Origin of the sequence: Rhizobium sp. BR 314 (assembly GCF_047445805.1) — a bacterium.
In the GTDB taxonomy this organism is placed as follows: Bacteria; Pseudomonadota; Alphaproteobacteria; order Rhizobiales; family Rhizobiaceae; genus Rhizobium; species Rhizobium lusitanum_B.
The window spans coordinates 48,583-72,896 of record NZ_JARWLA010000029.1; the positions used below are offsets into that span (position 1 = coordinate 48,583).

Sequence of the window (24,314 nt, forward strand, 5' to 3'; positions counted from 1 at the left end):
CGTCGCGCCAGCGACGTATAATTGCGCCCTTCGGATGCCGCTCTTGTCGAGCGGCCGGGATCATCCACGAAAGCATCGCCCTTGGCGATTGTAGGATTCACAGTAGTGCGTTCCGCACCGACATCCGGAAGATGGGGTCCGAAAGACAAGCTTTCGCACCCAAGGAGACATCCGGACATGAAGAAACCATCCTCGAAAATCCGCGACGAAATCGCCAGGCTCCAGGAGCAATTGAAGCTCGCCGAGACCCGGGAGGCCGAGCGCATCGGCCGGATCGCGCTTAAAGCCGGGCTCGGTGAGATCGAGATCGACGAGGGTGAACTGCAGGCAGCATTCGAGGATCTGGCGAAACGCTTTCGCGGAGGCAAGGTCCGTTCGACCGGAGGGAAGGGGGCAAGCGGCGCAGGCGAGGGCAGCGCGCCCGCCGCGCAGAACCCGCCTGGTACGGCTGAGGGCAGGACTGGCGAGGCTTGAGCGGATGCGAAGATCCACGACATCAGATGCCCGCAAGAAGGACACGCGCGAAAAGATCGAGCTCGGCGGCCTGATCATCAAGGCGGGGCTGCGCTACGAGAAGCGCGCGCTGCTGCTCGGGCTCCTCATCGATGCCGCCGCGCGCCTGAAGGGAGACGCACAGGAGCGCTCACGGCTCGCCGCACTCGGTGCTGAAGCGTTCGGAGAGAGAGATGACTAGGATCCTGCTGTTCGTAGCGCCATGCGCGTTGATGATGCTGATGGCCATCGGCATGACCGGGACCGAACTGTGGCTATCCCACTTCGGCAAGAGCGATGCCGCCCGGCAGATGCTCGGCCGTGCCGGCATCGCTCTGCCCTATGTCGCCGCGTCCGTCGTCGGCATCATCTTTCTGTTTGCGAGCGCAGGCTCCGCGCGGATCAGGACGGCAGGATGGGGCGTTGTCACGGGCGCGACAGCGACGCTCGTCCTAGCGGTCCTGCGCGAGGCATCGAGGCTCTCCGCGTATCTCGAACAAGTCCCGGCCGGCAAAACCGTCTTCAACTATCTCGATCCCGCGACGGCGATCGGGGCTGCTGCCGTGCTGATGTCGGCGCTGTTCGGCATGCGTGTGGCGATTGCCGGCAACGCGACATTCGCGAGGGCCGAACCGAAGCGCATCGTTGGGAAACGGGCGCTGCACGGCGAGGCCGACTGGATGAAACTATCGCAAGCCGAAAAGCTGTTTGCCGAGAGCGGCGGCATCGTCATCGGCGAGCGCTACCGGGTCGACCGGGATAGCATCGCGGCACCATCGTTTCGCGCCGACAGCGCCGCGAGCTGGGGAGCGGGCGGCAAGTCGCCGCTGCTTTGCTTCGACGGCTCGTTCGGCTCGTCGCACGGCATCGTGTTCGCCGGATCCGGCGGCTTCAAGACGACATCGGTCACGATCCCGACGGCGCTCAAGTGGGGTGGCGCGCTCGTTGTCCTCGATCCTTCGAACGAGGTTGCGCCAATGGTGTTGAAGCACCGTGGCGACGCCAACCGCGACGTCTTCGTGCTCGATCCGAAACACTCGGAAATCGGCTTCAACGCGCTCGACTGGATCGGCCGGTTCGGGGGAACGAAAGAGGAGGATATCGCCTCCGTCGCATCGTGGATCATGAGCGACAGCGGTGGCGCGCGTGGGGTCCGTGACGACTTCTTCCGCGCCTCGGCCTTGCAGTTGCTGACGGCTCTCATTGCCGACGTTTGCCTCTCAGGCCACACGACGGAAAACGACCAGACACTCCGGCAAGTACGCAAGAACCTGTCCGAGCCAGAGCCCCAACTGCGCCAGCGGCTGCATGAAATCTACGACGATTCGAATTCGGATTTCGTCAAGGAGAATGTCGCAGCCTTCGTCAACATGACGCCGGAAACCTTCTCGGGCGTATATGCCAACGCGGTCAAGGAAACGCACTGGCTGTCCTATCCGAACTACGCCGCGCTGGTCTCGGGAACTTCCTTTTCGACGAGCGATCTGGCGGACGGAAAGACGGATGTCTTCATCAACATCGATCTCAAGACGCTGGAGACGCATGCGGGCCTGGCGCGCGTCATCATCGGCGCGTTTCTGAACGCGATCTACAACCGCAACGGAGAGATGCAGGGAAGGGCACTGTTCCTTCTCGATGAGGTGGCGCGCCTCGGCTACATGCGCATCCTGGAGACCGCGCGCGACGCCGGCCGTAAGTATGGAATCACGCTGACCATGATCTACCAGTCGATCGGCCAGATGCGCGAGACCTATGGCGGCCGCGATGCGGCRAGCAAATGGTTCGAGAGCGCAAGCTGGATTTCATTCGCCGCGATCAACGATCCCGAGACTGCCGACTACATCTCACGCCGCTGCGGCATGACGACCGTCGAGATCGATCAGGTCAGCCGCAGTGTCCAATCGAAAGGATCGTCGCGCACGCGGTCGAAGCAACTCGCCGCCAGGCCGCTGATCCAGCCGCACGAGGTGCTGCGCATGCGGGCCGACGAGCAGATCGTCTTCACCGCCGGAAACGCGCCGCTCAGATGCGGACGCGCGATCTGGTTTCGGCGTGACGATATGAAGGGGTGCGTGGGCGCGAGAGCGTTTTCGAAAGCAGCGAACCCCGCAGAGAATTCGCCCGATCGGCCGGCGCGCAGCGCAGCGAGCAAGGCCGATCGAGAACAATGAAGAGTATCGGAGAAATCAGCGTGGGCGTCCGCCGAAGGGCGGGATTTCTGGAATTCTCGTCGTGCAAGGAGCGGGAAAAAGCGCAGCCGCAGGAGCCTCAACATAGTGGCCCACACCGGGGAGGCGGGACCGACTGCGCCCGCTCCTAAACTCCATCTGAGGCCGGCTTGTTCGTAAAGACAGAAGAAACCGGGCTCGACGTAGATTGATGCGAACAGCAGAGGACAGGCACGTGGCGAAATCGAATGTGGTGCCGTTGAGACCGCGGCGCAAATCCGGCCGCGGGAGCGATCGATATCGGCCGCAGCGAAAATTCCGAACTGGACAGAACGGCCCGCGCAAGTCGCTGATGGCGGTCATCTCAGCCATCATCATTGGAGCAGGCGGATGGTTTGCGTTTGCCGGCGCCGGCGATCTTTCTGGCATCTTAGCTTTGGCCAAGGCGCCGACAACGGATACGTCGCAGGCCACGTTTTCGTTGTGCGGCGAGAGCGTGCGAATGAACTGCGTCGTCGATGGCGACACTTTCTGGTTTGGGGGAGAAAAAATCCGCATCGCTGACATCGACACGCCGGAGCTCAGCCCACCGCGCTGCGAGGCGGAACGGATCAAGGGCGAGGCAGCGAAAGCGCGCCTGCTGGCGCTTCTGAACGCCGGCAAGTTCTCGTTGTCAGTAGGCTTGCGGGACGAGGACAAGTATGGCCGAAAACTCCGGACCGTTACACGGGAAGGGCGCTCGCTCGGCGACCGCCTCATCGATGAAGGTCTTGCCCGGCGCTGGGACGGCGCAAGACATGGATGGTGCGGGTGAGGGGCTGCGAGAGGATCGCACCTGGATGGGCGGAGACCGTTTTCGGGCACCGTGAGCATCGCGAATAGAGCCGTGCGCCGCAGGCGTCTCGCCCAAGAACCGTCGGCTTTGCACGACCGAGGCCCGATATCCATCTGTTGATAGTCACGTTAGCGCGCTCGTGACCCGCGATAGTAAAAGCGCTCGACCAGCGCAGCACCCAGAACCGGCAGCAGCGCCAAGACCGCAAGCTGGAACATCCCATCAAGGCCGAAGAGAATGGACACAGCGACCGCGACGATGGCGCCCAACAATGCGCCGATGACATAGGGAAGATAGCCTTTCATGTGACATCCTCATGCTATTTTCGAAATTTATGATCTTCTCGGAGGTGAAATCCCGGCGAAGTGAGAAACCTGCGCCAGCGCACGCCTAAAAAAAGCGAAGCTCCCTGAAATTAAACCTCTATCATCTGATGTCGGCGGCAGTCGAAGACGCTCATTGTGCCAAGCCCAGCCTCGAAAGGAAATCCCGCGGAATTGGTTTAAGTTCCTTATCGATGGTCGCCATCCGCACGGACCGTCATCAGGCAAATTCGAGCAAGGCCATCGTGTCCGGTCGCAGGTCATCAGCGATATGAATCGATCCTTGCCGACCGATTCATAAGTCTCGTTGGACGCGATTCCCGGCATAGGCGATTCTTGTCTCATGATCGCGCAACCGTACCATCTTTATGTCGAACGCTCTGACGCCGCCAGAAACATGGCGCGCTACTACGCCATGTCGATCGAGCCCAACCTGTTCGGGGATGTCTGCCTGCTCCGGAAATGGGGCCGCATCGGCACGAAGGGTCAGATGATGGTCCACCATTTCGGGCGGGAAGAGGAAGCAGTCGAACTGTTTCTCGACCTGCTGCGGCAGAAACGAAAGCGCGGCTATCGTCCACGCACCTCCGTGCCAACATGAGAATGGCCCGCCGAAGCGGGCCTCATCGGCGCCTGTTCCAGTCGGTCTCGAAGGACATCTCGATCTCGACGAAGAACGGGATCTTGACGCCGAACATATTCCGGTTCCGTATCGCACCGAAAAAGCCGGCGGCAGGCTCGATGTCTGTCGTCGGCTTGCCTATCTGGCCAGTCGGCCCCGCCTCACGGTGGGGCGTTTCCGGCTCAGTCCCGGTTGGTGATGAAAATTTCGAAGCGCCGTTGCGGGTAGCGAGCGAGGCGCAGCCGGTCCGCGTCAGACGTGCCCCATCGAGGCGCCCCTGGAGCCACGAATAACCAGACAAAGGGACATGACAGTGGCGGCCCACGCCTGGTAGATTTCGCAATGCGATTCGGCTGCTTCGCCTTCAACGTGAAGCCGTTCGCTCTCATAGCAAGGCTCGCACACCCTCCAGTCAAAAGCCAACAGGCTCTTTTCGGGTGGGAAAATGATTGCTATATTTGCGGAAAGGTTGGAGCAGACATGGCCAAAGTCGTCGTCAAAAAATTTGGAAGTGCCAAAGTCGGCGTACGCGATACCGCGGTCACGCAGAAACGCGTGCGTGACGCAGGTACCGGGCAGTTTCTGACTGTTCGGACGATCGACGCGCAGAGCAAGACGCTCGGAAAAGATCTGAGCTACGTGTTCAGCAAGAATGTCGCCAAGGCGCGTCGCGAGAACAAGGCTGTAACTGGCGTCCTTGATCGTGCTCCCATCGAAGATTGAGCAGCCAGTCTTCCTGATCATCGCCGGGCCAAATGGCTCTGGGAAAAGCAGCGTGTACGAGAATGCCGACCTTGAAATGGAAGGTCGCTCAGTCTGGATCGTAAATCCGGATCTACTGGCTGCCAGAATCAGCAAAGTCGAGTCCAGACCGCCGCTGGAAGCCAACCTAACCGCGGTTCAACGGATCGAGTCTTGGCTTGAAGCGTCGATCAACGTCCACAAAACAATCGGCGTCGAAACAGTCCTGTCGACAGAGAAGTATCGACGTCTCGTGGTAGCGGCGAAGGCGCTCGGATTCGCGGTCTGGTTCTTATATGTCGTCGTCGATAGCCCCGAGCGCTCGATCGAGCGGATCAAGTTGCGCGTAGCCAAAGGCGGACATCCGGTACCCGACGAAAAAGTCCGCCAGCGGTACCAACGGTCCCTTGAGCAATTTCCCTGGTTTCTGGAACAAGCCGACAAGGCCTGGATCTGGGACAACAGCGGCGCAAAGCCGAAAACGATCGGCGAGAAGTCTGATGGGGTCATTGAACTCGACGTGCACGCTCTGGAGGTCGTTGCCAAAGCGGTTCGGTCCATCGCAACCGAATAAGGAGTCGTGATTCCGCACTTTCTGTGGAGAACCGTCGATTGTCTGGCCTCCAGATAGGTGTTTGCGTGACAGGCTGCGGCTCCGGTGGAAATGATTTCCTTCTTGAAACGAGGAGAAATCGATGACCACGACAAATGAAATCGCTGACAAGATCGCGTCAGACCACGGCCTGACGAAGGTGCAGGGAAAGGCGATCGTCGAAGCTGTATTTGCGGCGATCACGGCCGCTGCCACCTCCGGCGCCGAGACGTTCATTCCCGGCTTCGGGAAATTCAAGGTGAGTGCGACGTGAAAGTCGCCTAAGTAATTGTTTGTACGGGATTTATATTCCGGGACAAACCTGATGTTCCGTCATCAGTAGCCTACCGGCACATGCGGGACTGGTAACGGTCCGGTTTGAAGCTGCCGGGACAATGTAGCCGGGCCTTCGGGCCATGCCGATGTCGTGAGGCTGAGGCATCTTCTGCGAGCATCAATGCGGATGGGGCGCTAGGCTGGGTGGTATGATCAATGCAAATGAACTGCTGATAAACGTCGTGAAATTTGACAAGCCAAAGATGCTGACAGGCTTGAACCAAAAGGTGTGCGGTCGGATGCTTCTCTTCACTTTGGAGGCACACGGACGAAGGACCGCCGGCGGATAGGCAGGGTCTAACCCGCCCGCGTTATTTAGGTGAAACACGGTAAACCCGCATCGTCGCCCGGCAATGGGCAGGCCGACCGCAAGGAAAGTTGTTGGCGGTGCGGGCAGAGGATGTCGGAGAAAGCGAACGCCGGACTGTAATGGTTTGGACAGGGGTTGCGGCTCGCCAACATCACCCCGCCCGAAAGGGAGCAGACTTCCGACGGGTCTCCCGTCGCGAGAGAATGTGCAGAACCCTCGGCAGGAGGACAGGCAAATGACGGTCACAACAGTGACTGGTGCGGCCTCCCGCGAAGCGGCGAGCTGGGGCCAGATTGACTGGCGCAAGGCTTACCAACACGTGCGACGGCTGCAGATGCGTATTGCGAAGGCAGTTAAGGAAGGTCGCTGGGGCAAGGTGAAAGCCTTGCAACGGCTGCTGACCCACTCGTTCAGCGGCAAGGCGCTTGCGGTGAAACGGGTTACTGGAAATCAGGGAAAGAGAACACCCGGAGTGGACCGGATCATCTGGGACACACCGGATAAGTGCGTCAGAGGATTATTGTCGCTCAAACGGCGTGGGTATCATCCTTTGCCGTTGAGGCGGGTATATATCCCGAAAGCAAACAGCAAGAAACTGCGTCCGCTCGGTATTCCGACGATGAAGGACAGGGCCATGCAGGCACTTCACCTGCTCGCTCTGCTACCTGTCGCGGAAACGACGGCAGACCCTAATTCGTACGGTTTTCGACCGTATCGAGCAACCCGTGATGCGGCCCGGCAGTGCTTTATCGCGCTGCGCGGGCGCGGCACGGCGGAATGGGTCTTGGATGCGGACATTGCTGGCTGCTTCGACGAAATCAGCAAGGACTGGCTCATCGCCAACATCCCCATGGACAAGGTGGTGCTCCGGAAGTGGCTGGACTCCGGTTACATAAAGGACGGTGACTGGCACGCGACGAAAGCGGGAACTCCGCAAGGGGGAATAATCTCGCCCACGCTCGCCAACATGGCCTTGGACGGAATGGAAAAGATGTTACGGGACTTCTACGGCCCAAGACGTCGCAACAGCCTGACCAAGGTCCACTTGATACGTTACGCCGATGACTTCGTCGTCACAGGTGCTTCAAAAGAAGTGCTGGAGGAGGCGAAATCTATGGTCGAGGAATTTCTGTCAGAACGGGGCCTGTCTCTGTCTGAAGAAAAGACTCGCATCGTGCGGGTCGAGGAAGGTTTCGACTTCCTCGGCTGGAACGTGCGCAGATATGATGGGCATACCCACATCAAACCCGCCAAGAAGAACGTGGTGGCGTTTATGCGCAAGATCCGAACTATCACCAAGGGTGCCGCCGATGTGAAGCAGGAGTATCTGATAATGTCGCTAAACCCGGTCATAAGGGGATGGACCAATTATCATCACAACCAGGTGGCGAAGGAGACCTTTCGCAAGGTCGATCATCTCATCTGGAAATGTCTCTGGCAGTGGGCCTGTCGTAGACACCCGGACAAGCCGCTTCGCTGGGTGAAGTATCGTTACTTCGCTCGGGAAGGTACACGAGACTGGGTATTCCGCACCGGGATGAAGGATAAGGCAGGAAACTTCAAGTTCATCCGCCTCATCCACGCATCCGACGTACCGATACGTCGCCACTGCAAAATCCGCGCCGAAGCGAATCCTTTCGATCCCATGTGGGACAGCTACTTCGCCGGAAGGCGCGGTCTGCCGTCGGAAGTTACGGATCGGCCCGGTGATTCCACATCTCATACCGATGCACAGGAACTGGCGGCTCTGGTCTAACAGGGCTTGGCGGAGGCTTGAGCTGTATGCTGGGAAACTCGCACGTACAGTTCTTAGGGAGGAGCGGCCCGGCAACGGGTCGTTCCTACCCGACAGCATACCCCGGAGCGCGAAGGCCGCAATCCGTCGACCGGTGCGGCGATCAAGGTTGCTGCGGCAAGAAAGCTGGGCTTCCAGCCTGCCAAGGCTCTGAAGGACGCCTTGAACACGTAAGGGTTTGCGGACCGCTGAGCCGGCCTTTAACCGAGAGATCGACGGCCCCGCTTTAGCGGGGCCGTCTGCGTGTCAGTCCCGGTTAGGGCGGGACCAGATCAGCTGGTAGCCCTCTTCGCCCTCGACCTCTGTGAGCGTCGCGTAGATCGGGGCAGGGAAGCTCGGATCGTCGAGCTTGACCGAGAGGTAGTCGCGGTCCTGCTCGGAGCGCTTCTGCCAGGCCGCGCCCAGCTCGACRTTGCCTGCGTAGATGCGGAAGTGCGGGCCCTTGTCGGAGGGGTTTTCGATGCGGGCGATGCGGGCCTTGACGTTGAGGGCGAGCGTGCGGATCGAKCCGTTGAAGCCGGTTTCGGAGGTGGTGAAGGTGCCGATGGTTGCCATTGTCGTATTCCTTTGCTGTYTCGGGCCGCGCCCATCGCGGCCTCGATGGCTGTCGCAAGGATCGGGGACGATCGGTCCGCACCCGTAGGGCCGAAATGAAATGGCGGGCGGCCAGGAGAAGCTTTGTTGCTCCGCGAGGAATGAGCGCATCGCGCTCAGCGGAAGAAAGTTTCGCAAGGCCGTTGCGGGAAGACGATCGAGGCGAAGCCGGTCTTCGATCAGACATGCCTCATCGAGCCCGCGAAGGACGTGGCTTGCTGCAGTGCTCGAAGGGATATGGCAATGGCAGCCCGTCCCCGGTGCCTGCCCGGACGCTACAACGATCAGTCCGCTGTCTTGTCCACATGCCTAGCCCAAACCTCGCAGAACCACCCAGCGTGAGGGCGTTGCATTGCCCGCTCCGCGCTATCGCGGCGCCTCGCGAACCGTCGCCTGAGGATCTATACGTCAGCAGACAAAGCCGTTTATCGTCGAAATCAAGCCGTCCCGGAAGCTCAAGCCGATCGACCGGACAACCTCGATCTGGGGCAAACTGGACCTCGCGGCTGATCGTGACGCGCCCCCCGACCGACGGGCAAGAGTTGCCGACCGCTGGCGAGGCCAACGACCGGCGCTGACAAGTCTTCACGCGACGAGCCGCTCGTCGGCTGCGGCGAGCTGCAGCGAATGCAGGAACGCTACGGCCCGTTGCGCATGCGCCGACGCCTGGAATATCGCCCGTCTGTCGTCGGTCAGGACCTTAAGCCAGGAGTCGAGGTAGGAGGCGTGATCGGGGCGGGGCTCGAGCTCGGGAACAATCCCGAGATCGGCGCAAAGGAAGCAGCTACCGAGCTCCGCTATCAGTTCCTCGCGGGCTCGCTCGGATTTGTCCTTGGCATAGCGGCTGAGGTCGCGAGCGAGGCGGTGGGCCGGCGCCGTCCAGTGCGTGACCTCGTGGCTTAAAGTCGCGTAGTAGCTTGCCGCATCCTTGAAGCTCTCAAATGGTGGCATCTGGATGAGATCGGCGGCAGGCGCAAAGAAGGCCTGGTTGCCGCCATGGCGGATTGCAGCGCCGGTGTCGCGGAAGAACCGATCGGCATGCCCAACCCGTTCAACCGGATCGAGAACCGGTGCCGGCCGGTGATGATACTGGTCGGGAAGTCCGTCGATCTGTTCGACGTTGAAGACGCTGTAGGCTTTCAGGAAAGGGATCTCCCGCTCGACCTCGCCGCCGTTCCCGTCGGTTTCGGACTTGGTGAATCGGCTTGCGAAGACGACGGTCGTGCCGGTCTCGCCCTTGCGCACTGCGCCGCTCAGTTCCAGGGCCTGCTTGAACGTCATCCATGTGGATGACGTATAACCCCGTGTGATACCCTCCGACCATAAAAGCAGCACGTTGACGCCAGAATAGGGTTGCCCGTTGTAACGCAGCGGGCGGGTAATGTGGCCTGCCGTGTTCGCCGAATTCCATGGTTTCATCCAGGGCCGCACGCCTTTCGCCAGGTCTTCGATGATCCTGTCGGTGATGCGGCTGTAGAGATCGCCCCGCTGATTTTCTGTCTTGCTCATATCCAAACCTCCGTTTCAAGGCCGCGCCCGTCGCCGCCCGTTACGGAGGGCGAAAGCAGGAGCAGATCAGCCGGTGGATGCACCGGAACAGCCGCAACGCAGTGGAGGACGGCGAAGCCGTTGCATCCGCCGGCGGCTCCTGCAGACCCGACGAAGGAACGGGCGGCGACGGGCGTGCCATCGGCTTCATTTCTTTTTCCTTGCTGGCCGGGTTCGCAAAACGACAACAGGCCGGTCCCGCCATGGAACCGGCCGGCTCGAGTTGATGGAAAAGGCGGGGCCGGAACCCCGCCGGAAGTGGCTAGTCGAAGGCGGAGATCTGCGCTTCGGCAGCCTTGCGGTCGAGCGCGCGGCCCGGTTGTTCGACGGGACGGTCGAACGGTTTCCAGCTCTCGCCGATCACCTGGACATAGGCGGCGACGGCGCCTTCCGCCGCCATTCTGAGCGAATGGGCCTGTATGCCCATGTCGGCGGCAAATTCGCGCTTACGCTGGGCGGCGCTGTCATAGCCGACGGGACCGTCGAGGTCCTCGTCCCGGGCATCGTTGGCGGCCTTGGCCGTGGCATCGCGTGCCTCGGTGACCGCGCGGCTGTAGAACTGGCCGGCGCCATGGGCGGAGCCGACGTAGGCGCCGACGATCCGTTGCAGGTGGATCTGCATGGCCTTGTCGCCAAGGCCGTCGCCGAGCGCGTCGGCTGTCTCCGTGACGAGCCGCTCGTGCAGGTCGCGGATGCCGTCGCTGTCGATGACGGCGGTTCCGAAACTCTCGGCGATCTTCAGCGCCTGCATGGCGTCGGGGCAAGTCAGCCGAACCATGTCGACGGTGGCGCCTTTGCGCAGTTGCACGACACGCGTGGATTGCCGGGATGAGGGAGTGGACTTGGCCATGGTCGTTTCCTTTCGAGGTCGTCCGAAGCGGCTCCGGCCCCATGCCGGCTTGCCCTTCGGTGCGGTCACCCCGGACCGGCGGAAAGACGGGCGCCTCAAGGTCCGGCCCCTCCTGGACGAGCGGAGCCGGTTTGCGTGCGAAGAGGGCAACCTGTCCTCGATAAAGCACGCAAGCCTGCTCCGTGAAGGACGGCGGGGTCCGGCCGCTCCGCGGCGCGATAGCGGCCTGGAAGCGCACGGCCGCCGGTTCAGACCGCAGCAAAACGAAGGGCAATCCGGCATGGGGAGGAAGGTGACGTCCTCAAATCAACGACAGGCGCTCCCACGAAAGGCTGGTGGCGCCGAGGCTGCGCTCGCCCTCCTTGCGGATCAGCCGGCCTCGGCTGTTACGGGCCTCCTCCGCCCCATCAGCTGCCGGGCCGGTCTGACCGGTGGGCTTCCTGACCTCCGGCATCCGGCAGTGGACGCTGTGCACCTTGCCCTCGCGATCGCGGTACAGTCGCCTTTGCCTGGCTTGCCGTAGACGCGTTCGGCTTTCTTCGGCAGGTCCGGCTGGCCCCAATTGTTGACTTCGACGATGGTACCCTTCTTCGGCACGTTGCTCGCCATCCATTCCTGCTGGGCGCCAAGCAACTCTTCGACATTGGTGGTATAGCGATTGTCCTCATCGGCAGGGCCGAACAGGTCCTCCGCCCACTCGATCCCATAGGCCTGGCGCAGATCGTCGCCGAAGCTTGCATCACGTGCATACATACGGGTCTTTGTGAGACCGTTGGCGATCTGCCACCAGGCCGCCGTTCGCCTTTCTTCGGCTAGTGGGCCTTCCAGACCTCTTTTTGCTCGTCGTGCGAGGCGGCCGCAATCGTTCTGAGCCGCTGCTCGTTCGGCATATCGCCCTTGGCTATCTGATCGAGCATGGAGGGCAAGAGGTTTGCGAGCAGACGAAGCTTGCGGATCTGGCGGACGGGAAAGGCAAGCGCTACGGCGACCGCCTCCTCGGTCCAGCCGAGCGCGACCAGCCGCTCGATGCCGCGCATTGATCGATGGGATTAAGGCACAAGCTATATTCTCGGTCATCGAGCGCATCGCGCCGTTGTCGTTGGCCACCGCGACCACGACCACGTCGATTTCCTCGATACCGGCGGCGATCGCCACACTGGTGGGGCGGTGACCGGCTTCGATGATGTAACCGTTGCCGCCGGCTTCCGGGAAATGACCGGCGCTGGATCACGCCGACGGCCTTGATCGTCGCCAAGCAGGGCGTCGGCCTGGGGCGTCGACTTCGACTGGCGCGTGTTGTCGGGGTCGTCCTTTAACGCACGCGGATCGACCTTCATCAATTGCATGGGATATTCCTTTTCGAGGATTGGACAGGCCTCTGCCTGTCCTTCGCGTCTTCATTCCTTCCGAAGACACGACCCGAAGCGCGGAGCGGGCAGCCGGGTGCAACTGCGGCCGAGCATCGCTGCCGCGAAGGACGAGCGGAGCTGACAGCCCTGCGAGGACCAGTGGCCGCCATTGCGAGCGGCGCGGTTGAGCGTCAGCGACGCCCGGCTACTCGATCTGCGAGTAGTCTTCCTCCATCTTTTCTTCCATTTCCATTCGCCTATCCCTTGCTCTCTCACCACAAAGCTTGGAGGATGCGGCGAACCAAAACGTGCTGATGGAGACCCGTACTAAACGTCACTTGGCGCTTTTCTTGGCAGAAGGTTGTTTGACGCGGATGCGCAGAGGTCTGCTGTCCGAATGGTCTATCTCGAACGCATTTGTCTTCTTCACGAGGTCGCTGAGCTTCCTGAATCCATATGTTCGGGGATCGAAGTCTGAAGAGAGGTTCGCAAGCTGCGTTCCGACTGCGCCGAGCGGCACCCAACCATCCTCACTCTCCATCTGCGCGATGACCTTTCTGATGATCGGCGCCGCTGCACTTGGCGGCTGGAGCGAAGGAGTTGCCTGAGTAGCATCGCCACCATTTGTAGGCGCTGAAGAGAGGAGGTTTTCAGTGTAGATAAACCTCCGGCACGCCTGGCGGAAGCTTTCGGGCGTTTTCTGCTCGCCAAAACCGAACACATCGATGCCTTGCTCACGGATCCGAGAGGCGAGGCGTGTAAAATCGCTGTCGGAGGAAACAAGGCAAAAGCCGTCGAAGCGCCCGCTGTGGAGGAGGTCCATGGCGTCGATCACAAGTGTGATATCAGAGGCATTTTTACCGGTCGTGTAGGCAAATTGCTGCTGCGGAATGATCGCGTGCCTGGCAAGGACGTCGATCCAGGCTTTCGAGCGAGCGTTTGCGAAGTCACCGTATATGCGTCGGACGCTCGCCTCGCCGATTTTGGCTATTTCCTCGAATAAGCCGTCAACGATCTTGGCCGACGCATTGTCAGCGTCAATTAGTACAGCAAGTCGCGGTGAACGTGTTTCAGGCATTCGATAGCTCCAATCTGTCCTAATGGACCGAAGACCACAAGATGGACAAGGGGCCCATGCCTCACAAGCCCGAAAGTGTCAGATGCTATCGGACCACGCGCAGTTTGCTGGCAAGGGGAGTCGCGTCAGGATCGTGCGCGGATAAATCGTCGGATGACCTGAACAAAAAAAATGGGCCAGCGAAAACCGCGGCCCATGAAGCGTGAAGGTCAATAAACCTCCAGAGGGGAACAGCTGCTGCGGCGGCACTGGGAGGAAATCCGCCATGTGCATCAGCTGTGTGCACTATGATTAATTTTTGATCGGAAGGAAAACATTTATTGTGCAATGCAGCTATGCGCGTGCTGCACCGCCACGGACGACCCATCGAGACGGGCTTGATCGTCAAGCGGCGTCAGACGTCCCCGCCGTTTCCCCGCGCGCCGCGGTCGCCAGGACCTCATCGACCTCCCGAACCTGTTGGCGCTTGTCGGAAAGGTCGTCCGCGAACGCGAACATGCCGCCGTCGCGCGAGCGATAGGAGACAAGACCGCCGCTCGGCCTCGTGCAAGCGATACCGATAGCGCTCCTGCGCCTCATCGACACCGTCGAGCGCATGCTCGAGCCGTGAAACCGCGCCGAGCGGCGTCATGGTGACGGCAAGATCGAGCTCCTGGGTTGCGCCGGTGCGCTGCAGCAGGGTTGTGTAGTGATAGCCGTCGATTGCGGTAACCGCCATACGTCGCGGCATCGGCGCTGCCGCGCGCAACCAGGTCGCGCACAGATGCGATCGGCGCGGGGAGGTGGCGCAGTTGGACCGGCAGCTTGGCGGCGACTTCGTCGTACACCTTGTCGGAGAGGTCGCAGTAACCGTGGAAGTAACGGATCGCCTCGTCGATGCGCAGCGCGAAGAACACGTATGTCACCGAGCCGGTGAGGAATTCCCGCATCGCGAACAGCGAGCCGCGGATCCAGAGCGGCGGCAGGATCTCGAACATGTAATCGTGCTCGGCCTCGGGGATTTCGAACCATTCGCCTGCATAGAGCGGAGTTGCGTCACGGTCCCGACGATCGGGTCGCTGGACGTGGCGGTCGAACGTGGGAAACATCTGCTGGCGGCTTGCGACGCCCTGAAACACTTGCGGAGGGAAGAGGCCATTTGCGGCTCCTTGCGCGGGCGGACCAAGCGCGGCTCAGTCCTCTCGACCCTGCCATCTTCTTCAGTCCTTCGTGATCCGTTTCCTGCCGCCGGCATCGCGACCTCCCGCATCCAGGGCTGGCTTTAGCCGGGAGAAGCCTCCCTTGACGCGGCCGGCTCGCCTGCGGCACGCCTCTTCCTCTTTCGCTTCTTCCTCCAATTTCTGTTTCTCGCTGCCCCGCTTCGGGCGTAGCTTCTGAACTTCGTTCCAGTCTTCTTGTGACGGGCGAAGTCGCATCCAGTCGCATCCCGCCTCCTCGGCAAGTGCGCGTAGTCGCTCGGCAAACATCTCGCCTTGTGGGTTGGCGTCGGTGGCAGCGACAAGCTGGACGTTGGGGCCCGACGCAAGCCTGCGGAGTGCCGCGGCCGTGGTCGGCGACCAGCCGCCGCCGGTGCTGAGGTAGAGTGTGCCGTCTCGCAGGCCCTCGATTGCCGCAAGGCTCATCGCGTCGATCGCAGCTTCCGTGACGGCCAGTCGCACCGCTGCACGCGACCCCAGACGAAAGAGAACCTTCGTTCCTCCCGAGGCGAACCCGCGGTATTGCGGACCGCGCGCCTCCCAGCCTGTGACACCGCCTGCCTCGTTCGTATGGGCGGCCCACATGGTGCCTTGCGGACCTTCGCGAAGAAGGTTGCGTTTGATCGCCGAGCATAAAAGAACCGTCGGCAGGCAACGCACGTCCTGCAGGTACCGCCATGTTGATGAACCCCGCCAGGGGCGGCGGCGCGCCTGCCAGCGATCGCCAAGCGGAAGGTCGGATTGGCCGTCCGGAATGCCAGGCTGCCACTCAGCCTTGGAAATATGGAAGCCTATGAGGTCCGCGACCTTTGCGACGCATGCCGAAAAGCCAACACGGTCAAGGTGCTCGACCAATCCAAAGATATCGCCTTTCGCATCGCTGAGCGGATCGAACCATCCACGCCCTCCATGCGTCACGATGATGATCTCACTGCCGCGGCGGTACTTGACCGCCCGCCGGGTGCTTTCCTTGACGTCAATGGCAAACCCGTTCTTATCCAGCACGGCGGCGCAGCTTACCTTGTCGCGAAGCGATTCTATTTCTCTTCTCTCCATTTTCCTTCCGATCGCGAAAGCGATCGCCTCCTGCTCGTCAGTTCTATTCATCGGCCACTTCAGCGGCCGCGAAGAGCAAAGGACGCAAGGGCGCGGCTGGCAATTTGGTGAATCGTGCAAGGTCGACCGCGGCGAAGCCTCCCTTGCGGCCTGCCGCTCGCTAGCGGCACGCCGCAGGCCATGCCGCCGGCTCAATGCCAAGGCGTGTATTCATGGACGATCTCAAGATCGTTCATCGGCGTCGATTGCGTCGGACGGCAGGACGCCGTTATCCGCCGTCGACGGAGAAGAGGGTGACCGGGACCATCAGGTTGCGGGAGAGCTGGAAAGCGTGGGACTGGGCGAGTGAGAGATTCGTGCGACATGTGAGTGGTTCCTTCGGAGCGGCCCAATTCCCGCTCGATCACTCCACAAAAGGCCCGCCCGGGGAGGGCGCGATCACCGCTGCGCGACGCGGAAGCGGCCGCAGCATGGCTAGCGGACCGCTCGCGGGTGGAAGATCCGGAACCGGGCCAGGACTCCATCAACAGAGAGCGGGATTGGACTGGTTAGGGAGGTGCCTCACGCAACGACGCTCGACTGCATCGACCAGGTCACGATCTGCGGCCTGCGGTCTCGAAATGCCGGGCGGATTTCATCGGCCGCCTGCCTGCGCGATGCCATCGTATCGACCGGCTTATGGCATATTTGAACTCGGTGATTCCCCTGATGAGAGAGGATTGAGATAGCCAACGATATCAGCATCGGAATGTCTTTGTTCTTAGCTTAGAGGATGGCCGGGAACAGAGGTTGCCGACTTCTATGAGGCCGCTTTTGGTGCCCAACAGATCGACTTTTGCAATCTGGATGGCGCTTTGGCGGGCTTTGCAATGCGCTTTGGCGCAATGCCCGTTGCAGTCGCTGGATCCAATCCCCGGCGCGAGCAACACCCTTCTTACGGCGGCCCTTTTTCCCGAAAGCGCTGGGCAGTCAGCGCCATTTTCACGATCAACGTGATGACATTGAGCAAACCGCCGGCGCGGTGTGACTGCCGGAGCGATTGTCCGCGATGAGATAGAGACGGACATTTCTTGGCCGCCGCGAGGCCTCGATCTTCGATCGTTCGGCCCGCTCTGGGCGCTGGTCGAACGAAGGGCAGCGCGCGTCTGGAAAGCCGCCCAAGCGCTTTCCACATCGGTCGCGTTCGTCATCAGCCCAGCGATCAAAACTTTTCGATCAATGTTTATGAGATGGCCGAGGTCATCTCGTCTTTCGGTAGGTCCAAAGTTGTGCCGGCGGAATGTTGCGCATCATGAAAGCCAGATGACGGACCTCGTATCCGGCGGGAAGCGCGACGACTGGAGAGAGCAATCCATAGGTGATTTGGACGACGGGCCGCCCTGTCGGAATCCGTTCGAGAAGATCGAGGATCAGCGACAATCGCTTTGAAGGCGGCAAATGAAGGAGGGGCACAGCGGAGATGACGCAGTCGAACTTTGCACCTCGCTGAGCGCCCAGAACGAGATCCAGCGCAAAGGCGTCTCCACATCGAACGTCGACCTCGGGAAACTCCTGCTGAAGATGCCGACAGAACTCGGGCGAATACTCGATGGACAAGAGCTCCTTGGGCCCAACGCCGCGCGCCAGGATCTGTTTTGTGATTACGCCGGTTGCCGGACCCAGTTCAAGGACAGGAAGGCTGGAGAAAGGATCGATAACGCTTGCCATCTTCTTTGCCGTCGCAACGGAAGTGGGCGTTATGGCGCCTACCGCTGTGCGGTCGCGCTTCCAGCCCTTCAGGAACGCGATCTCATCCTTGAACTTCAACCCCAGCCGCTGCCGCACGCCCATTTTGCCTCCGCTTTGACACCCGATCAGAATCATGGGAGCGACAAACACCGTCAAAATGCGACAAATGCAAGCCCGGCGGCGGCATTTTCAGCTCAACATCGCCTTTTGCTCATAAAAGAAACCCGCGGCGAGCACCATTCACTACCAAGCCACGCCCTTTGGGCGCCTTGGTTCTCCGGTTCAGACCGGCATACTTCGAAAGAAATGCCAGCTTTACCATATTCTCGGGAGTTCCATCACAGTTAAAGCACACTCACAATGATCGCTGAGGGCTCCCCGATCAGGCTGTCAACGAACCAATCAATTCGTCACGTCTCCAAAAGCGAGCGACATACGATTTTGTCGGAATACGTCGACGCGGCGCACGGGCGAGGAGCCATGCCCCGACATTTTGATGATATGCCGTTTTTGGTGGCATGAAATTTGTACGAAATCAGTCGTGGAGGAATGCACCACGACATTCGATCCGAGGTTGGGCATCTTCTATGTTTAGCAGCGCGGCAACAATTGCAATCGAATCTGTGGCTTTCGGCAGGGGCAGTGAACCGCATGCGGCACGAAAAGCCTCCTCTGACAATCTGGTCGCAAATTTAAGGGCGCGACCAAAGCTATTCCCGCAAAGGGGTATGAGGGTATGAGCGCAAAGATTTTTCCGGATTGGAAGAAAACCAGGTTTTGTAGCCTGGTTAAACGAATTGTCACCGCAAGTTTCAGCCTGCTGCTGCTGACCGGGGTGGCACAAACCCAAGCGCTGCCAAAACTGAAGATCGATCGCAACGCGATCTCGGTGTCGGGCCTATCATCGGGAGCGTTCATGGCCTCGCAGTTGCAGGTCGCGTATTCATCAAGTTTCATGGGAGCCGGCATTGTCGCTGGTGGACCTTATTTTTGCGCTATGGGCAATCTCACCTATACGGGAATCTGCATGGGCCAAGTGCCGCGCGTTCCTCCAAATCCTGCGATGTTGTTCGCTGCGGCGGAAACGTCTTCGCGGATCGGCGCCATCGACCCGCTTTCCAACCTTGGATCAAAGAAGATTTACATTTTCAGCGGTACGGCCGATACGATCGTCAAGCAAAGTGCCGTCGATGCTAGCGTCCAGTTTTTCAAATTGGCCCGAGTTCCCGATTCAAACCTCGCCTATGTCAGCAATTACCCTGCCGGTCACTCGTTTGTTTCGAAGGTCTTCGGGAATTTGTGCCCGACCAACGCAACGCCGTACATCAACGAATGTGTGAACGATCCCCCAAATACTGCCAACGACAACAATTACGACCAGGCTGGCGCGATTTTGCAGTTCATCTATGGCAAGCTTAACCAGCCGGCCGCCAAACCAACTGGGAAGTTGAGGGCGTTCGACCAGAAACTCTACGGGGCCGCCAACCCGGTGTCGAGCATGGCGGATGTGGGGCATGTCTTTATCCCCGACAGCTGCGGCAAGCCTAGGGCCAACTGCAAACTGCATGTTTCCATCCATGGCTGCCGCCAATCGCAGCAATCGATTGGGGACGATTGGTATACCAAGCTCTATCTGAATAACTGGGCGGATACCAACGGTATCATAGTGCTGTATCCGCAAGTCAATAAGTCACTCCGGAGGCCGTATAATCCCCGGGGTTGTTGGGACTGGTGGGGCTTTACAGGCAGCAACTATGCGATCAAGGGTGCTGTCCAAATGGACGCCATTATGAAGATGATCGCTGCTCTGGGCGCCCTCTGACGGCGAAGCGCCAAGACACCTGCAGTTATCGCCGTGGCGACATCCGTTCTCCTTGGGTGGACCGAGTGTTACCACACGCGGGCATCATAACCGCGTTGCGCCTTGGGGCCGAGCTTAACCTTGACCATATTGGCGAGATTCGACGCCCTACGGCATCTTCTCCCGAGCGTTCGAAAGGAATTTCACTTCAGATTACCATCGTTCGAGAGATCGAACGTGACGACCTTCTGCGCATGGACAAAGAGGTTCTTATGAGTTTCTACGCGCGGCATCGGAATGAAAATGACGCGCGAACTGTAATCCATTTGGCATCGCGCCAACCTATCTCGGTTTTGATTTTTGCGGTTTTAACACGATGGTGAGATTCCAAAGCTCTCGAACGTCTAGATTTCTAACCGTATGAACTTATAGTGATTGTTTGAGTCACTCCCGCTCGAAAAGTCTTGCGCGCCCTCTTGACCCTACCTCGCTAGCTACCCATTTCATCTGTCGTCGACGCCAAAAAGAGTCGACTACGTCAGGGGCGCCGAGCTTCTTGGCGTTCCTCGTATCTATGTTGCTCCGTGGAGGATGTAGCTATGAGAACAAACCTCGATCTTACCCCTTTCTATAGGTCCAGCATCGGCTTCGACCGCATATTCGATCTTCTCGAAAATGCCAGCGTTAACGCCGACAAGTGGCCGCCTTTCAACATCCTAAAACTCGGCGAAGACACGTATCGCATCGCGATCGCGGTGGCAGGTTTTGCCGAAAGCGAACTGACGATCACCCACGAGGCAAAAATGCTCGTGGTGAACGGCGCGAAGTCCGAGGACGACGAAGCACTGTATCTGCATCAAGGCCTTCCCGTAAGGTCGTTTGTGCGCAGATTTGAGCTGGCTGATCACGTGATCGTCGAAGGAGCAAAGCTCGAAAACGGGCTACTCCTCATCAATCTCAAGAAGGAAACACCTGTGGAGATGAAGTCGCGTCGGATTGCCATCCAAGCCGAGACTGCCAAAGCCGCTTCAAAGCAGATTGAGGGCGCCAAAGCCTAGCGTGATGCGCACCTGCTTACTCCTCGGCTGTTCCCGAACCGCCAAGGACGTCATCGCACGACAGGAGAAAAAAACCGAAGAAAGGATGATAGTCATGAGTGTACGTGACCTGATCCCATGGAGCCGTGGCAACAGCCAGGTTCCGAACGTCTATCGTGGCGACGACATAGACCCGTTCCTGTCGCTTCACCGCAATGTCAACCGTCTGTTCGACGAAGTCTTCCGCAGTTTCGGTCCGCCATCGTTGTTTGGTGGCACATCGCCGATTGGCGCCGAGTGGCCGCACGTAGAGATCAAGGAGAATGACGACGAAATCCGAGTGATAGCGGAAATTCCGGGCATCGATCCAGAGGATATCGAGTTGCTGCTGAAAGACGGCGTGCTTACGCTTCGTGGTGAAAACAAGTCCGATACCGAGGACAAGGATCGCGGGTTCAGCGAGCGTTATTACGGACGCTTCGAACGGCGACTGGCTTTGGGTCGCCAGCTTGATGAGAGTAAGGTCGCCGCAACGTTCAAGAACGGCCTTCTTACGGTGACGCTGCCGAAGACCGAGAAGGAGCGAGCCAACGTCAAGCGGATCGCCATCGACAACACCGAATAATACCGACAGCTGCAAGCTCGCCGGGTACAAACGCACCCGACGAGCTTCGGCAACGGCGACGCTGTCTTACGGTCGCGATCGAAAATACCATCCCGGGCGCTGCGCTTTTGGTCGCAGCGCCAATGGGCACTTAGTGGGTAAGCAGAGGTGGAGGCGGGAAGTCCAATACATTGCTCGTATAGCTTTCGACCAGCGCACTGAACGGAGTGCCGTCCTGAAGCTTCAGCACTGCATGATGTTCGAGAAGAAAGGGCGGTAGTATAAGAGATCCCGTTGCGGGTGTCGGTAGTTCCTTTTCCACGTCCCATCCTTCTGGAAGAGGGGACCACAGCAAATTGGAAGATAGATTTGTGCGGGTGAATTTAAGAGATTGGACGGCTCTGCCAAAGGCAACGTCGCTCGTATTCAACGCTTTATTCATGTCCATTGTCAGCCTTGCCGGAACATACCAATTGTCAGCCTCAGAAAGGACGCGATTGCCGCAAACGAGGCGGACATGTCGGTAGGCGATGGGCTCGTCGGGGCCGACCGCCAGAAGTTCTCGGATGCGGCTATTGACGGGCTTGTCTCTCCCGCGTACCCGCTGTGCAACGATCTTAGAACCTTGCGGTGCGAGATTGTGTCCGGCACACCACCGGTCGAGCGTCAAAGTGGCACTAGCATTACTCAGGAGAGTTGCATTCAAGGTCTGGAGAATCGCAAGCGCCTCAATCCGTGCCGTTGGCGTGTTTGGCCATTGCACCGTGGTGAACGATTCCTGCGCCGATATGCTATGCGCGGCCAGCATGATCGCAGCAGCAGGTGCAAATGCGATAACCCGTATAAACTTCCAACAGTAAATTGACACGAAAAGTCATCCTTTGTGCGAGTTTGATGAGCGGTCGAGACGATATTTATTGCCAGGGAGGCTTTCCCACAAGAACGCTCGAAGGTGACTTCTAAAAGGCTGTGTGAGCGGACCTACCGTCCCGCTTTCAAGGTTTCCGTAGATACCTGGCACCAATGATGGCTGCTGAGCGCATCATGACGGACGTTACCTCTGCCTTGGGAAACCGGCCGGTTTATGTCCGAGGCGGCACCCGTCGTCCCAGCGTGAAAACCGATGCGGCGATAATCCATGACGTAAATGGGTGCGATCCAAAGAATCGATTTTTCCAATAAGTCGAGTGCCGTTAGAACGCGCTGAATTTGGCTTAGCGCGACAGCACGACGGTTTTGCCACGGAGTTCTGACGGAATGATAGCCGTCATGGCGATCAAGGAGTGAAGCAGCTTCGCTCACTCCAGACTGACGGACTAGGTGAGTGCGTTGTGGCCGATATGCGAAAACGCGGAGAATGTATGTGCGGGATTGTGGGTATTGTCGGCCATCATCCGGTTTCGGACCGGTTGATAGACGCATTGAAACGGCTTGAATATCGTGGCTACGATTCGGCAGGCGTCGCGACGATCGACGGTGGAGCGCTCCATCGCCGGCGCTGTGAGGGCAAGCTCCTCAACCTTGAAGCAAAGCTGAAAGAACTGCCCCTGGCGGGCACAATCGGCATTGGCCATACGCGCTGGGCAACCCATGGCGCGCCGACGGAACGCAATGCCCACCCACATTTTAGCGACGGCATCGCAGTCGTCCACAATGGGATAATCGAGAATTTCGCCGAATTGAAGGATGAGCTGACCGCGGCCGGCACCGAGTTCCAAACCGACACCGACACGGAGGTCATCGCGCATCTCGTGGCAAGACTTCGCCGGGACGGCATGGCCCGGCGCGAAGCTATGCATGCGATGCTGAAGCGCGTCCGAGGCGCTTACTCGCTGGCTCTGCTCTTCGAGGAGGACCCTTCGACCATCATGGCTGCCCGGAATGGCCCGCCGCTCGCGATCGGTCACGGAAGCGGCGAGATGTTTCTCGGATCGGACGCGATTGCGCTGGCGCCCTTCACTAACGAGATCACCTACCTGATCGACGGCGATTGGGCGGTCATCGACAAGACTGGCGTCCGTATCTTCGATATCGACGGAAAGGTCACCACCCGACCGCGGCAGATCTCGGTGGTGACGGCCCATATGATCGACAAGGGCAACTATCGCCATTTCATGGAGAAGGAGATTTACGACCAGCCGGAGGCCATCTCCGATACCCTTGGCCATTACATCAACTTCAGCGACAATCAGGTGGTCGCGGCTTGGCGCGACACCGTCTTCACCAACGTGCAAAGCTTGGCGATCTCCGCCTGCGGCACTGCGTACTTGGCCGGACTAATCGGCAAATACTGGTTCGAGCACTACGCACGTCTGCCGGTCGAAATTGATGTCGCCTCCGAATTTCGGTACCGCGAAATCCCGTTCTCGCCACAGGTGGCAGCTCTCTTCATCTCACAGTCGGGCGAGACGGCCGATACACTTGCTTGCCTACGCTATTGCAAGGAGCACGGCTTGAAGACCGGTGCAGTCGTCAACACGCCCGAATCGACGATAGCACGAGAGTCCGACACTGTGTTCCCGATCCTCGCCGGACCGGAGATCGGCGTTGCGTCTACGAAGGCCTTTACATGCCAACTCGCCGTATTGGCTGCGCTCGCGGTTGCTGCCGGCAGGGCGCGTGGCACCCTTACGGAGAAGGAGGAACAGACACTGGTCGCCCGGCTTGCCGAGATGCCGCGCGTCATTGGGCAGGTGCTCAACAGCATCCAACCCAGGATCGAACTTCTGTCGCGTGAATTGGCAAAGTGCCGCGCCGTGCTCTATCTTGGCCGCGGAACCAGCTTCCCTTTGGCCATGGAAGGCGCCCTGAAACTAAAGGAGATTTCCTATATTCACGCGCAAGGGTATGCTGCCGGCGAACTGAAACACGGTCCAATTGCTCTCATCGATGAGAACATGCCGGTTATCGTGATCGCACCACACGACCGCTTTTTCGATAAGACCGCTTCCAACATGCAGGAGGTTGCGGCCCGCGGCGGACGGATCATCTTGATCACGGATGAGAAGGGCGCTCGCGCCTTGAAGCTCGACACGATGCAAACAATCGTTCTTCCAAATGTGGACGAGATCATTGCGCCGATGATCTTCTCGCTGCCGGTCCAACTACTCGCCTATCATACGGCCGTGTTTGCGGGCACGGACGTCGATCAGCCGCGCAATCTGGCGAAATCAGTCACCGTCGAATAGGTCATCGTTTCCGTAAGGGACGAATGACAGAGTTTAGATGACTTATAACTGCTGAGCATTTGGAGATCGAC

General features: G+C 59.4%; 24 protein-coding genes and 3 pseudogenes. 14 read left to right on the forward strand and 13 right to left on the reverse strand.

Features of this window, described 5'->3' with window-relative positions; translation table 11 throughout:
* Window positions 1-177: 177 nt before the first annotated feature.
* The 4 genes from traC (at window position 178) to QD461_RS27110 (ending at window position 3,474) form a co-directional block, all read left to right on the forward strand.
* Window positions 178-474: a conjugal transfer protein TraC gene (gene traC, locus QD461_RS27095; RefSeq protein WP_004119828.1), complete on the forward strand. Its 297-nt coding sequence runs from the start codon at window positions 178-180 to the stop codon at window positions 472-474.
* Between the two features lie 4 nt (window positions 475-478).
* Window positions 479-694 (forward strand): type IV conjugative transfer system coupling protein TraD, encoded by a 216-nt coding sequence (gene traD, locus QD461_RS27100; RefSeq protein WP_004119826.1) that lies wholly within the window; start codon window positions 479-481, stop codon window positions 692-694.
* On the forward strand, window positions 687-2,663 hold the full coding sequence (gene traG, locus QD461_RS27105) for a Ti-type conjugative transfer system protein TraG (RefSeq protein WP_004119814.1): 1,977 nt from the start codon (window positions 687-689) through the stop codon (window positions 2,661-2,663). The genes traD and traG overlap by 8 nt, the downstream gene beginning before the upstream one ends.
* Before the next feature lie 232 nt (window positions 2,664-2,895).
* Entirely contained in the window at window positions 2,896-3,474 is a 579-nt protein-coding gene (locus tag QD461_RS27110; protein WP_004119813.1) for a thermonuclease family protein, read from the forward strand.
* A 149-nt stretch (window positions 3,475-3,623) separates the two neighbouring features.
* Here the strand turns inward: QD461_RS27110 and QD461_RS27115 are convergent, their stop codons facing one another.
* A complete protein-coding gene (locus tag QD461_RS27115; RefSeq protein WP_015342042.1) occupies window positions 3,624-3,800 on the reverse strand; it encodes a hypothetical protein in 177 nt (58 codons plus the stop codon).
* Between the two features lie 361 nt (window positions 3,801-4,161).
* Here QD461_RS27115 and QD461_RS27120 point away from each other — a divergent pair, with 361 nt between their 5' ends.
* Entirely contained in the window at window positions 4,162-4,419 is a 258-nt protein-coding gene (locus QD461_RS27120; RefSeq protein ID WP_004119812.1) for a WGR domain-containing protein, read from the forward strand.
* Window positions 4,420-4,441: 22 nt separating this feature from the next.
* On the opposite strand, the gene QD461_RS27125 is transcribed toward QD461_RS27120, so the two are convergent.
* The gene (locus QD461_RS27125; protein ID WP_004119811.1) at window positions 4,442-4,741 is read right to left on the reverse strand and encodes a hypothetical protein; all 300 of its coding nucleotides are present in this window, start codon (window positions 4,739-4,741) and stop codon (window positions 4,442-4,444) included.
* A 179-nt stretch (window positions 4,742-4,920) separates the two neighbouring features.
* On the opposite strand from QD461_RS27125, the gene QD461_RS27130 reads away from it, so the two are divergent.
* From QD461_RS27130 to QD461_RS27150, 5 genes and pseudogenes are all read left to right on the forward strand, one after another.
* Window positions 4,921-5,163, forward strand: coding sequence for a hypothetical protein (locus QD461_RS27130; protein WP_004119810.1), 243 nt, complete (start codon window positions 4,921-4,923; stop codon window positions 5,161-5,163).
* On the forward strand, window positions 5,144-5,755 hold the full coding sequence (locus tag QD461_RS27135; protein ID WP_028755140.1) for a zeta toxin family protein: 612 nt from the start codon (window positions 5,144-5,146) through the stop codon (window positions 5,753-5,755). The genes QD461_RS27130 and QD461_RS27135 overlap by 20 nt, the downstream gene beginning before the upstream one ends.
* 121 nt (window positions 5,756-5,876) lie before the next feature.
* Window positions 5,877-6,044 (forward strand): annotated as a pseudogene (locus QD461_RS27140) (HU family DNA-binding protein); the annotation flags it as partial.
* A 610-nt stretch (window positions 6,045-6,654) separates the two neighbouring features.
* The gene (gene ltrA / locus QD461_RS27145; RefSeq protein WP_004119807.1) at window positions 6,655-8,175 is read left to right on the forward strand and encodes a group II intron reverse transcriptase/maturase; all 1,521 of its coding nucleotides are present in this window, start codon (window positions 6,655-6,657) and stop codon (window positions 8,173-8,175) included.
* Between the two features lie 93 nt (window positions 8,176-8,268).
* Window positions 8,269-8,388 (forward strand): annotated as a pseudogene (locus QD461_RS27150) (HU family DNA-binding protein); the annotation flags it as partial.
* A 72-nt stretch (window positions 8,389-8,460) separates the two neighbouring features.
* Here the strand turns inward: QD461_RS27150 and QD461_RS27155 are convergent.
* From QD461_RS27155 to pmtA, 9 genes and pseudogenes are all read right to left on the reverse strand, one after another.
* Window positions 8,461-8,769: a DUF736 domain-containing protein gene (locus QD461_RS27155; RefSeq protein WP_004119799.1), complete on the reverse strand. Its 309-nt coding sequence runs from the start codon at window positions 8,767-8,769 to the stop codon at window positions 8,461-8,463.
* A gap of 624 nt (window positions 8,770-9,393) precedes the next feature.
* Window positions 9,394-10,317 carry an ArdC family protein gene (locus tag QD461_RS27160; RefSeq protein WP_028755179.1) on the reverse strand — a complete coding sequence of 308 codons (924 nt, stop codon included), beginning with the start codon at window positions 10,315-10,317 and terminating at the stop codon, window positions 9,394-9,396.
* Window positions 10,318-10,618: 301 nt separating this feature from the next.
* Window positions 10,619-11,206: a hypothetical protein gene (locus QD461_RS27165; RefSeq protein ID WP_004119792.1), complete on the reverse strand. Its 588-nt coding sequence runs from the start codon at window positions 11,204-11,206 to the stop codon at window positions 10,619-10,621.
* A gap of 382 nt (window positions 11,207-11,588) precedes the next feature.
* Window positions 11,589-12,552, reverse strand: a pseudogene (locus tag QD461_RS27170) (plasmid partitioning protein); the annotation flags it as partial.
* A 337-nt stretch (window positions 12,553-12,889) separates the two neighbouring features.
* Window positions 12,890-13,633, reverse strand: a complete 744-nt coding sequence (locus tag QD461_RS27175; protein WP_004119790.1) for an NYN domain-containing protein — start codon at window positions 13,631-13,633, stop codon at window positions 12,890-12,892.
* Between the two features lie 384 nt (window positions 13,634-14,017).
* The gene (locus QD461_RS27180; protein ID WP_028755183.1) at window positions 14,018-14,212 is read right to left on the reverse strand and encodes a hypothetical protein; all 195 of its coding nucleotides are present in this window, start codon (window positions 14,210-14,212) and stop codon (window positions 14,018-14,020) included.
* A complete protein-coding gene (locus tag QD461_RS27185; RefSeq protein WP_210305302.1) occupies window positions 14,209-14,721 on the reverse strand; it encodes a DUF1419 domain-containing protein in 513 nt (170 codons plus the stop codon). Before QD461_RS27185 ends, QD461_RS27180 begins: the two co-directional genes overlap by 4 nt.
* 111 nt (window positions 14,722-14,832) lie before the next feature.
* Window positions 14,833-15,936: a DUF3991 and toprim domain-containing protein gene (locus QD461_RS27190; protein WP_240535449.1), complete on the reverse strand. Its 1,104-nt coding sequence runs from the start codon at window positions 15,934-15,936 to the stop codon at window positions 14,833-14,835.
* A gap of 1,188 nt (window positions 15,937-17,124) precedes the next feature.
* Window positions 17,125-17,715: a phospholipid N-methyltransferase PmtA gene (gene pmtA / locus QD461_RS27195; RefSeq protein WP_004119780.1), complete on the reverse strand. Its 591-nt coding sequence runs from the start codon at window positions 17,713-17,715 to the stop codon at window positions 17,125-17,127.
* A gap of 634 nt (window positions 17,716-18,349) precedes the next feature.
* Here pmtA and QD461_RS27200 point away from each other — a divergent pair.
* Window positions 18,350-19,435: a PHB depolymerase family esterase gene (locus tag QD461_RS27200; protein ID WP_004119777.1), complete on the forward strand. Its 1,086-nt coding sequence runs from the start codon at window positions 18,350-18,352 to the stop codon at window positions 19,433-19,435.
* A 182-nt stretch (window positions 19,436-19,617) separates the two neighbouring features.
* Here QD461_RS27200 and QD461_RS27205 read toward each other — a convergent pair whose 3' ends face one another.
* Window positions 19,618-19,740 (reverse strand): hypothetical protein, encoded by a 123-nt coding sequence (locus QD461_RS27205; RefSeq protein ID WP_276307826.1) that lies wholly within the window; start codon window positions 19,738-19,740, stop codon window positions 19,618-19,620.
* A gap of 273 nt (window positions 19,741-20,013) precedes the next feature.
* Here QD461_RS27205 and QD461_RS27210 point away from each other — a divergent pair, with 273 nt between their 5' ends.
* Together QD461_RS27210 and QD461_RS27215 are read left to right on the forward strand one after the other, a co-directional pair.
* Complete coding sequence (locus QD461_RS27210) at window positions 20,014-20,472, forward strand: Hsp20 family protein (protein ID WP_004119775.1); 459 nt, start codon at window positions 20,014-20,016, stop codon at window positions 20,470-20,472.
* 94 nt (window positions 20,473-20,566) lie between these two features.
* Window positions 20,567-21,076: an Hsp20/alpha crystallin family protein gene (locus QD461_RS27215; protein WP_004119772.1), complete on the forward strand. Its 510-nt coding sequence runs from the start codon at window positions 20,567-20,569 to the stop codon at window positions 21,074-21,076.
* Window positions 21,077-21,206: 130 nt separating this feature from the next.
* Here the strand turns inward: QD461_RS27215 and QD461_RS27220 are convergent, their stop codons facing one another.
* Window positions 21,207-21,923, reverse strand: coding sequence for a hypothetical protein (locus tag QD461_RS27220; protein WP_004119769.1), 717 nt, complete (start codon window positions 21,921-21,923; stop codon window positions 21,207-21,209).
* Between the two features lie 493 nt (window positions 21,924-22,416).
* Between QD461_RS27220 and glmS the strand changes: the two genes are divergently transcribed.
* The gene (glmS, locus tag QD461_RS27225; protein WP_004119766.1) at window positions 22,417-24,243 is read left to right on the forward strand and encodes a glutamine--fructose-6-phosphate transaminase (isomerizing); all 1,827 of its coding nucleotides are present in this window, start codon (window positions 22,417-22,419) and stop codon (window positions 24,241-24,243) included.
* The last annotated feature ends 71 nt before the right edge of the window (window positions 24,244-24,314 follow it).